A 9,190-nucleotide genomic window follows, 5' to 3' on the forward strand; every position below is an offset into this window, starting at 1 on the left:
CAGCAAATCGTGGGACGTAGCGCAGGTGGAGATTAAATCTCCACCTGCGCGCCCAGTTCCACCAATCTGTTGCCCGGAATGCGGAAGAAGCCCGTGGCCGGGGCGGCGTTCCTGTGCATCAGCGCGAACAGCTTGTCACGCCAGATCGGCATGCCACGGTTGGCGGTGGCGACGATGGTTTCGCGGCTGGCGAAGAAGGTGGTGTCCATCGGGTCGAAGTAGATGCCGCCGTGGTCGCACGAGCGCATCAGCGCCAGCGGCACGTCCGGGGTCTCCATGAAACCGAAGCGCACGTAGACGCGGTAGAACTCGTCGCCCACCGATTCGATCTTCAGCCGCTGCCCTTCCATCGCATAGGGAATGGGCAGGGTTTCCACGTGCAGGAACACGTTGCGCTCGTGCAGCACCTTGTTGTGCTTGAGGTTGTGCATCAGCGCATGCGGAGCCACGGTCGGGTCGGCGGTGAGGAATACCGCGGTGCCCGGCACGCGTACCGGCGGCGCCAGCATCAGGCCTGGCAGGAAGGTGTCCAGGCGAATGCCGTCCTTGCGGATCTCATCGCGCAGCAGCTCGCGGCCACGGCGCCAGGTGCGCATCATGGTGAACAGGAAGATGCCCAGCACCACCGGGAACCAGGCGCCCTGCAGCAGCTTGGCGCCGTTGGCGATGACGAAGCCGAGGTCGATGACGAAGAACACCACACACAGCGGCAGGATCCACTTGCGCGCCTTCGGCCACAGCGAGCGCGCCACCAGGGCCAGCAGCAGGGTGTCGATCAGCATGGTGGCCGACACCGAGATGCCGTAGGCCACCGCCAGGTTGGAGGAGCTGCGGAAGGCCAGCACCAGGCCGATCACCATCACCGCGATGCCCCAGTTGATACCCGGGATGTAGATCTGGCCGATGGTGTCGTGCGAGGTGTGCTTGATCCGCATGCGCGGGATGTAGCCCAGCTGCATGGCCTGGCGCGAGACCGAGAACGCGCCGGTGATGACCGACTGCGAAGCAATCACCGCGGCCATGGTGGCCAGGATGATCATCGGATACAGCGCCCACGACGGCACCGCTTCGAAGAACGGATTTTTCACCGCCTCGGGGTGGTTGAGCACCAGCGCACCCTGCCCCAGGTAGTTCAGCACCAGGCACGGCAGCACGAAGAAGTACCAGGCGTGGCGGATCGGCTTGGCACCGAAGTGGCCCATGTCGGCGTACAGCGCCTCACCGCCGGTCACTGCCAGCACCACCGCACCGAGGATGAAGATGCTGTGCCAGCCATGCTCCATGAAGAAGCGGATTGCCCACCACGGGTTGAACGCCTTCAGCACTTCCGGTGCATCGACGATGTTGTAGATGCCGATCGCCGCCAGCGAAATGAACCAGATCGAGGTGATCGGCCCGAACAGCTTGCCGATCTTCGCGGTGCCGAAGCGCTGTACCGCGAACACCGCCAGCAGTACCACCACGGTGATCGGAACGATGAAGGCGTGCAGTCCTGGCGCGGCAACTTCCAGGCCTTCCACCGCACCCAGCACCGATATCGCGGGGGTGATCACGCCATCGCCGAAGAACAGCGAGGCACCGAAGATGCCGAGGATGCCGACCACATAGGCCGAGCGCGACCCGTTGCGCAGCGTGCGCTGGGTCAGCGCCATCAGCGCCATGATGCCGCCCTCGCCGTCGTTGTCGGCGCGCATGATGATGGTCACGTACTTCAGCGTGACCACGATGTTCAGCGCCCAGAACGCCAGCGACAGCACGCCCAGCACGGTGTCGTGGTCACTGTTGAGCCCGTAGTGAGGCGAGAACGCCTCCTTCAGGGTGTACAGCGGGCTGGTACCGATATCGCCGAAGACCACGCCGATCGCACCGATGATCAGCGCCAGGCCTCCGGCTGGAGGGGCGTGACCATGACCGCCTGGGGCGGCCGCGTGCGGGGTTTGACTGCTGGACATGGGACTCCTGGCGAAGCTCAGGCGGTGGGTTGGGGAAAGGAAGGCGGGTCAGCGCAGTGCCGACTGCAGCGCCTTGCGGATCACGGTGGCCACTTCGTCACCTTCGTTGAAGGCATCGCGGGCCATGCGCGCCGCTTCGGTCGGCTTGTAGCCCAGCTGCTGCAGGGCCACGGTGGCATCGGAGAGCGGATCGGCCGGGGCCGGGCCGCTGCCGGTCGGCAGCGCGCCGCCGGCACCGAACTGCGCCGCGCGGTCACGCAGCTCCAGCACCATGCGCTCGGCGGTCTTCTTGCCGATGCCCGGAATGCGGGTCAGCGCGGTGATGTCACCGGCCTGGACCATGCGCGCGAATTCCTCGACGGTGACGCCGGACAGCACGGCCAGCGCGATCTTCGCGCCGATGCCACTGACCTTCTGCACGTCGCGGAACAGGCGCCGCTCACCTTCGCGCAGGAAGCCGTACAGCGAGACGCTGTCTTCCTTCTGCGAGTAATGGGTGTACAGGGTGACCTCGCGGCCGAGCTCGGGCAGGTCGTAGAAGGTGCTCATCGGCGCCTCCAGCTCGTAGCCCACTCCGTTCACGTCCACCACCAGCCACGGCGGCGCCTTGTAGGCGACGATGCCGCGCAGTCGACCGATCATTGCGTGCAGCTCCTCATTTGCGGCCCCACGCCTGGCGGGCACTGAGCCCCAGGCGGTTGGCCGTTGCCCTTACGTGGGCATGGGTGATCGCCACTGCCAACGCGTCGGCCGCGTCGGCCTGCAGCTTGGTTTTCAGGTTGAGCATGAGCCCGACCATGTGTTGAACCTGTTGCTTTTCGGCGCCACCGCGTCCGACCACCGCCAACTTGATCTCGCTGGCGGCGTATTCGTGCACCGGCAGGTCACGCAGCACCACGGCGGAAATGGCCGCGCCACGGGCTTGGCCCAGCTTCAGCGCCGAATCGGGGTTGCGGGCCATGAACACGCGTTCGATGGCCACTTCCTGCGGCTGGTACTCGCGGCACAGGTCAGCCAGGCCCAGCACCAGCAGCTTCATGCGCTGCGGGAAATCGTCGGCGCCGAGCAGCACCAGCGGCTGGTGGTGCACGTGGCTGACACGGCCGGTGGCGTCGACATCGATGATGCCGACCCCGGTCCGCTGCGAACCGGGGTCGATGCCGAGGATGCGGGTCATGCTGCACTCCTGGCGGGGCGGAACGGGAGGCGCTGGCAGGCGTATGGGCTCATGACTGTCCGCGGTGACCGTTCAACGGCCCGCGCCCAGGCCGTCAAGGACGGCTCAGGCGTAGGCGTCGGCGCCGAGTTCGGCGTTGGAGTACACGTCCTGCACGTCGTCCAGGTCTTCAAGCATGTCCAGCAGCTTCTTGACCTGCAGGGCAACCTCGCCCTCGACCTTGATGTCGTTGTCCGCGCGGAAGGTGATTTCGGCGTGGTCGGCGACATGGCCAGCGGCGGCCATCGCATCCTTGACCGCGTTGAACGCGTCAGGGCTGGTGACCACGTCGATCGAGCCGTCGTCCGGGTAGACCACGATGTCATCGGCGCCGGCCTCGATGGCCGCTTCGGTGATGGCTTCCTCGTCGGCACCCGGGGCGAAGCTGAGCACGCCCAGGCGCTTGAACATGAAGGCGACCGAGCCTTCGGTGCCCATGTTGCCGCCGCACTTGCTGAACGCATGGCGGACATCGGCCACCGTGCGCACGCGGTTGTCGGTCAGGCAGTCGACGATCACGGCCACGCCACCCGGGGCGTAGCCCTCGTAGCGGATTTCCTCGTAATCGACGCCTTCCAGTTCACCGGTAGCCTTCTTGATGGCGCGCTCGATCACGTCCTTGGACATGTTCACGGCCAGGCCCTTGTCCACGGCCACGCGCAGGCGCGGATTGTTGTTGGGGTCGCCTCCACCGCCGCGCGCGGCAACGCCGATCTCGCGGATGATCTTGGTGAAAATCTTGCCGCGCTTCGCGTCGGACGCGTTCTTGCGGGCTTCGATGGAGGGGCCTCTACCCATGGGTGCTACCGTCTGGCTGCTTCAGGATCAAGGCGCGGATTCTACCTGATCGGGGGCCGCAACCGTGTCTAGGGCCGAAGGGATATCGGGAAGGCGCCATCCACGCATGGCGTGGATCTACTGCCGCCGGGCATGGCCCGGCGCTACCGAGAGTGCACCGCCCTGCCCGGCGAACCGCCTTACGCAGCGGCGGCGTCGCGGCTGTGATCGAACTGGCCGTGGCGCAGGAAATGCGCGGTCTGCCGCGCGGCATCGGGCGATACCACCAGGCCACTGTGGCTGGTGCGCACCACGCAATGGTCGGCCAGGCCCGGCAGGCGTGTCTCGGCCAGGGCCACGGTACCGTCGGAGGCATCGTCGATGGCGCCCAGCAGGCTGCCCAGCCCGTGCGGCACCGAACCGGCGATCAGGCCAACCTCGGCCCTGCCCTGCCAGTCCGGCAGGCCATCGAGCAGGAGATCGCTGCTGCGCCCCAACGCCAGGCCCCAGCCGTGCTCGGACAGCGAACGCGCAGTGCCACTGCCGCGCAACGGCGAGCCCAGGCAGACCACGCGCTGCACGTCCAGTTGCGGCTGGCGGCGCAAGGCCTCCAGCGCCAGCAATCCCCCCAGGCTGTGGCCGACCAGCGACAACGGGCCGGCATCGGCCAGCCGCTCCAGCAGCTGCGGCACGGCCACGTCGGGGCCACCAAACACCGAGGAGTAACCGAACGCGTGCACCTGGAAACCACGCGCGCGCAGGCGCCAGGCCAGCGGCCCGACCCAGGCACGGGCATTCCAGATGCCATGCAGCAGCAATACGGGGGGAGTCATGCAAACAGCCTGGCGGTCAGCGGGGCGGAAACGTACGGTGATTGAACACGCGCGCGCAGCAAGCGGCGGTGAACGTCAGGTCGCGCGCGGTGCGCGGCGCAGGATGAACTCGAGGTCCTGGGTATCACCGACCGGGAACAGGTACTCGCCGGCCTTCTCGAATCCATAGCGGGCGTAGAAACGCTGTGCGCCGAAGTTCTCCGACCACACGCCCAGCCACAGCGTGCGCGGGCCTTCGTGTTCCAGCCAGGCCAGCGCGGTTTCCAGCAGGCGGCTGCCCCAGCCGCAGCTCTGCTGCGTCTTGATCAGATACAGGCGCTTGAGTTCGCCGTCACCGGGCTTCACGTCCGGGTGCGGCAGGCCACAGGGGCCGGCGGCGGCATGGCCGACCGCCTCCCCGTCCAGCTCCAGCAGCCACACCGCGTAATCCGGGTGGGCCAGGATCACGCGCTGGCGCTCGACCGTGTAGGCCTCCTCGAGGAAGGCCTGCAGGTCCTGCGGCGGATACAGATGGCCGAAGGTTTCGGTGAACGTGCGGGCAGCCAGCGCCGACAGGGTCGGCGCGTCGTCCACGGTGGCGCGGCGGATCGAATACATGCAGGAAGTTGACGTCAGGGCGAAGCGCGGGTCAAGCCTTTTCAGGCGATTCCGCTTCTTCTTCCTCGTCCTCTTCCTCGTACTCCTCTTCGTCCTCGTCCTCTTCTTCGCCTTCCTCGTCCTCGTCGTACTCTTCCTCTTCGTCGTCCTCGTAATCCTCGACGCCGAAGTCTTCACCGTCCCAACGGCCTTCGCCGTCGGCGACGAAGGTCAGGGCCATCGCCGCCGGGTTGGTTCCGACGCGAACCAGCCAACCACCGAACACGCGCGCACGCTCGGTGACCAGGGTGGCCTCGGAGCCTTCATTGCCCAGCTTTTCCCACTCCAGCGAAAACGCAAACTCGGTCATTGCCTGGATCTCCTGATCAGTTGGTCTTGGGGCGAACCTGGATGTGCACTTCGGCCAGCTGCGCGTCGACGATCGGCGACGGCGCGTCGGTCATCAGATCCTGTGCACCAGTGGTCTTCGGGAACGGGATGACGTCGCGGATCGACTCGGTGCCGGCCATCAGCGCGGCGATGCGGTCGATGCCGAAGGCGATGCCACCGTGCGGCGGCGCGCCGTAGTTCAGCGCGTCGAGCAGGAAGCCGAACTTGGCGCGGGCCTCTTCGGCACCGATGCCGAGCAGTTCGAACACCGCGCTCTGCATGTCCGGACGATGGATACGGATCGAACCGCCGCCGATTTCATTGCCATTGAGCACCATGTCGTAGCCGCGCGAAACGGCGGTACGGGCATTGGCGCGCAGGTCGGCGATGTCGTCCACGGCCGGTGCGGTGAAGGGGTGATGCAGGGCGACATAGCGCTGTTCTTCCTCGTCCCACTCGAACATCGGGAAGTCGGTGACCCACAGCGGTGCCCAGCCGTCGGCGACCAGGCCGAAGTCCTTGCCGGCCTTCAGGCGCAGCGCGCCCATGAAGTCGGAGACCTTGTTGTAGCCACCGGCGCCGAAGAACACGATGTCGCCGTTACCGGCGCCGACGTGGGCGACCAGCGCAGCGAAGGATTCCTCGCTGAAGAACTTCTGGATCGGCGAGCTGACTTCGCCGTTGTCGGCGATCTTGATGTAGGCCAGGCCCTTGGCGCCGTACTTGGCGGCATGCGCTGCGTATTCGTCGATCTGCTTGCGGCTGAGCGCTGCACCGCCCGGGATGCGCAGCGCGGCGACGCGGCCTTCGGCGTCATTGGCCGGGCCGGTGAACACGGCGAACTCGCTGTCCTTGACCAGCTCGGCCACGTCGACCAGCTCCAGCGCGATGCGCAGGTCCGGCTTGTCCGAGCCGTAGCGACGCATCGCCTCGGCCCAGGTCATGCGCGGGAAGCTGGCATCCAGCTGGACGTCGACCACTTCCTTGAAGATGGCGCGGATCATGTCCTCGACGAAATCCTGCACGTCGCGCTCGCGGACGAAGGCGAATTCCATGTCCAGCTGGGTGAATTCCAGCTGGCGGTCGGCACGCAGGGCCTCGTCGCGGAAGCAGCGCGCGATCTGGTAGTAGCGGTCGAAGCCGGCCACCATCAGGATCTGCTTGAACAGCTGCGGGCTCTGCGGCAGGGCGTAGAACTCGCCCGGATGCATGCGCGCCGGCACCAGGAAGTCGCGCGCGCCTTCCGGGGTGGCCTTGGTCAGGATCGGGGTCTCGATGTCCTGGAAGCCCTTTTCGTCCAGATGGCGGCGCAGGGCCTGCACCAGCTTGATGCGGGTGCGCTGCATGCGCTGCATTTCCGGGCGGCGCAGGTCCAGGTAGCGGTACTTCAGGCGGGTTTCCTCGCCCGGATTCTCGTGGGCGTGGAACGGCAGCGGCGCGGCCTTGTTCAGCACGGTGATGGCGGTGGCGATCACTTCCACCTTGCCGGTGCGCATCTTGTCGTTCACCGCGTGGCGGGCACGCACCACGCCTTCCACCTGCAGCACATCCTCGTAGCCCAGCGACGCGGCCACGGCGAACACGTCGGCGTTGTCGACTTCCACGGTCACCTGCACGATGCCTTCATGATCTCGAAGATCGATGAAGCAGACGCCGCCCTGGTTACGGGCCACGTCGGTCCAGCCGGCGAGGGTGACAGTCTGGCCAATCAGGGTCTCATCGACCAGGCCGCAGAAGTGGGTACGCATGGGGGGGAAGCTCCGCTGGAGAACGCCGGCACCGGATGGGGGCCGGAAAGCCTCGTATTCTGCGGCCGAGGCCCCGGCCGGGGCAAATCCGGCCAGTCACACCGGCTTGATCGCCCCCCTCCCTATAGTCGGGCACCTGCCACCGTATGGGATGCCGCCATGAAACCGCTGTCCCTGACCAGCCTGGCCGTAACCCTCAGCCTGGGTGCCGCCGGCACCCTTGCCCTGCCCGCCCCTTCCGCGCATGCGCAGAGCGGCGTTGTCCGCTGCGAAAGCCAGAACAACCGCGAACGGGTCTGCAACACCGGCTGGCGCAATGCGCAGCTGGTGCGCCAGCTGTCCGGCTCGGACTGCGATGAAGGACGCACCTGGGGCAGCCGTAACGGCAGCATCTGGGTCACCAACGGTTGCCGCGCCGAATTCGTCGAGGCCCGCGGTGGCTGGGGCGGCGGCAATGGCAATGGCGGTGGCAGGGGCGGCAACAACGGCCGGCCCGGCGAGACCATCCGCTGCGAGAGCCAGAACAACCGTGAGCGCAGCTGCCCGGTCGGCTGGCGCAATGCCCGCCTGGTCCGCCAGCTGTCCGGCAGCCCCTGCAACGAAGGGCGTACCTGGGGCGTGCGCAACGGCGCGGTCTGGGTCAGTGGCGGCTGCCGTGCCGAATTCGCCGAAGCCCGCGGCTGGGGCGGTGGTGGCGGTGGCTGGGGGGGCGGCAACAGCAATTACTCAGTTACCTGCAGCAGCAACAACAACCGCTCGCAGACCTGCGACTGGGATGAGCGTCAGGGCCGCCCGGTGTTGCAGCAGCAGCTGTCCGGCAGTGCCTGCCAGGAAGGCCGCAGCTGGGGCTACTCACGTGGCCAGGTGTGGGTGAGCAACGGCTGCCGCGCGCGTTTCGGTACGCGGTAAGTACACGGTCGGATCCCTGGCCGACGGCCAGGGCTCTGATCCCGGTCCGGTATCCCGCATCCACGCATGGCGTGGATTTACTGAGGGCCTTTCTGGGGTCGAGGCCCTCCGCAGGAGGGATCCGACCCTGGGATCACGGGGCGGACGCTTTGTCGTCGCCCCACGGTGCAGGCGGCAGGGCAACCGGCTTGCTCAGGTCGAACTGCACGCGGAAGCGGCGGCCCTCCGGGCGGGTCAGCTCGTAGACAAAGGTCTGGTCGGGATCAATCTCCATCGCCCAGGTGTTGTGCGTGGAGGCCAGCATGTCGGCGCGGCGGAACATCGCCACCGAATCGGCGTCGGCGGGGAACTGCTGGCGCTCGGCGGTGCCCGGCGGCGTGCTGTCGCCACCGTAGAGGGTGATCGCGTCGGGGCTGCCGTCTTCGTGGCGATGGTCGTGCTTCAGGCGCAGGCCGGTTTCCGTACGGGTCAGCACCCAGGTCCGCGAGTGGTCATCGCCGACATGGAACGGGATGCGCAGCTCGTGCGCCGGATCGGCACAGCCGCGCACATGCATGACCAGGCGCTGCCCGGCGAACGGATCCTTGCCGGTCGGTGCCGGCGTGTCCTCCACCACCTTGCCGGCGTAAGCCTGGCCGCAATGCGCGGCGATGGCGGCCATGAAGGCATCGGCCGGTGCGGTCGCCAGATCATGGGCGACCGTATCGGAGCGCTGCGAACACGCAGCAAGGCTGAGCAGGAGGGCGGAAGCGGTGACAACGGCAGGCAGTTTCATGCCCCAACCCTAAC

At 67.0% G+C, this 9,190-nt stretch carries 10 protein-coding genes; 1 reads left to right on the plus strand and 9 read right to left on the minus strand.

All coding sequences use genetic code 11. The features are described 5' to 3' along the window. Positions 1-32: 32 nt before the first annotated feature. The 8 genes from N7573_RS12070 to aspS all read right to left on the minus strand — a co-directional run bounded on the left by N7573_RS12070 (position 33) and on the right by aspS (position 7,492). Complete coding sequence (locus N7573_RS12070) at positions 33-1,952, minus strand: potassium transporter Kup (RefSeq protein ID WP_032128529.1); 1,920 nt, start codon at positions 1,950-1,952, stop codon at positions 33-35. Positions 1,953-2,000: 48 nt separating this feature from the next. Further along, positions 2,001-2,594, minus strand: coding sequence for a Holliday junction branch migration protein RuvA (gene ruvA, locus N7573_RS12075; protein WP_182266578.1), 594 nt, complete (start codon positions 2,592-2,594; stop codon positions 2,001-2,003). 13 nt (positions 2,595-2,607) lie between these two features. Next, on the minus strand, positions 2,608-3,129 hold the full coding sequence (gene ruvC, locus N7573_RS12080) for a crossover junction endodeoxyribonuclease RuvC (protein ID WP_032128530.1): 522 nt from the start codon (positions 3,127-3,129) through the stop codon (positions 2,608-2,610). A 105-nt stretch (positions 3,130-3,234) separates the two neighbouring features. Next, positions 3,235-3,966: a YebC/PmpR family DNA-binding transcriptional regulator gene (locus N7573_RS12085; RefSeq protein WP_032128531.1), complete on the minus strand. Its 732-nt coding sequence runs from the start codon at positions 3,964-3,966 to the stop codon at positions 3,235-3,237. Between the two features lie 179 nt (positions 3,967-4,145). Next, entirely contained in the window at positions 4,146-4,778 is a 633-nt protein-coding gene (locus tag N7573_RS12090) for an alpha/beta fold hydrolase (RefSeq protein ID WP_032128532.1), read from the minus strand. A gap of 75 nt (positions 4,779-4,853) precedes the next feature. Further along, positions 4,854-5,375: a GNAT family N-acetyltransferase gene (locus tag N7573_RS12095; protein ID WP_032128533.1), complete on the minus strand. Its 522-nt coding sequence runs from the start codon at positions 5,373-5,375 to the stop codon at positions 4,854-4,856. Between the two features lie 31 nt (positions 5,376-5,406). Beyond that, entirely contained in the window at positions 5,407-5,724 is a 318-nt protein-coding gene (locus tag N7573_RS12100) for a hypothetical protein (RefSeq protein WP_032128534.1), read from the minus strand. Between the two features lie 16 nt (positions 5,725-5,740). Further along, positions 5,741-7,492, minus strand: coding sequence for an aspartate--tRNA ligase (gene aspS / locus N7573_RS12105; RefSeq protein WP_010481582.1), 1,752 nt, complete (start codon positions 7,490-7,492; stop codon positions 5,741-5,743). Between the two features lie 159 nt (positions 7,493-7,651). On the opposite strand from aspS, the gene N7573_RS12110 reads away from it, so the two are divergent. Next, the gene (locus tag N7573_RS12110; RefSeq protein WP_279913160.1) at positions 7,652-8,401 is read left to right on the plus strand and encodes a DUF3011 domain-containing protein; all 750 of its coding nucleotides are present in this window, start codon (positions 7,652-7,654) and stop codon (positions 8,399-8,401) included. A gap of 133 nt (positions 8,402-8,534) precedes the next feature. Here the strand turns inward: N7573_RS12110 and N7573_RS12115 are convergent, their stop codons facing one another. Then, complete coding sequence (locus N7573_RS12115; protein WP_049422905.1) at positions 8,535-9,176, minus strand: hypothetical protein; 642 nt, start codon at positions 9,174-9,176, stop codon at positions 8,535-8,537. Positions 9,177-9,190: the final 14 nt, after the last annotated feature.

The organism is Stenotrophomonas sp. GD04054, from assembly GCF_029836955.1.
Classification (GTDB): Bacteria; Pseudomonadota; Gammaproteobacteria; order Xanthomonadales; family Xanthomonadaceae; genus Stenotrophomonas; species Stenotrophomonas maltophilia_A.

Bases quoted from the DNA above. Each gene is read 5' to 3' on its own strand.
- N7573_RS12090 (WP_032128532.1), bottom strand. From the start codon at position 4,778: ATGACTCCCCCCGTATTGCTGCTGCATGGCATCTGGAATGCCCGTGCC.
- N7573_RS12070 (WP_032128529.1), bottom strand. From the start codon at position 1,952: ATGTCCAGCAGTCAAACCCCGCACGCGGCCGCCCCAGGCGGTCATGGT.
- N7573_RS12085 (WP_032128531.1), bottom strand. From the start codon at position 3,966: ATGGGTAGAGGCCCCTCCATCGAAGCCCGCAAGAACGCGTCCGACGCG.
- N7573_RS12115 (WP_049422905.1), bottom strand. From the start codon at position 9,176: ATGAAACTGCCTGCCGTTGTCACCGCTTCCGCCCTCCTGCTCAGCCTT.
- N7573_RS12100 (WP_032128534.1), bottom strand. From the start codon at position 5,724: ATGACCGAGTTTGCGTTTTCGCTGGAGTGGGAAAAGCTGGGCAATGAA.
- ruvC (WP_032128530.1), bottom strand. From the start codon at position 3,129: ATGACCCGCATCCTCGGCATCGACCCCGGTTCGCAGCGGACCGGGGTC.
- N7573_RS12095 (WP_032128533.1), bottom strand. From the start codon at position 5,375: ATGTATTCGATCCGCCGCGCCACCGTGGACGACGCGCCGACCCTGTCG.
- aspS (WP_010481582.1), bottom strand. From the start codon at position 7,492: ATGCGTACCCACTTCTGCGGCCTGGTCGATGAGACCCTGATTGGCCAG.
- N7573_RS12110 (WP_279913160.1), top strand. From the start codon at position 7,652: ATGAAACCGCTGTCCCTGACCAGCCTGGCCGTAACCCTCAGCCTGGGT.
- ruvA (WP_182266578.1), bottom strand. From the start codon at position 2,594: ATGATCGGTCGACTGCGCGGCATCGTCGCCTACAAGGCGCCGCCGTGG.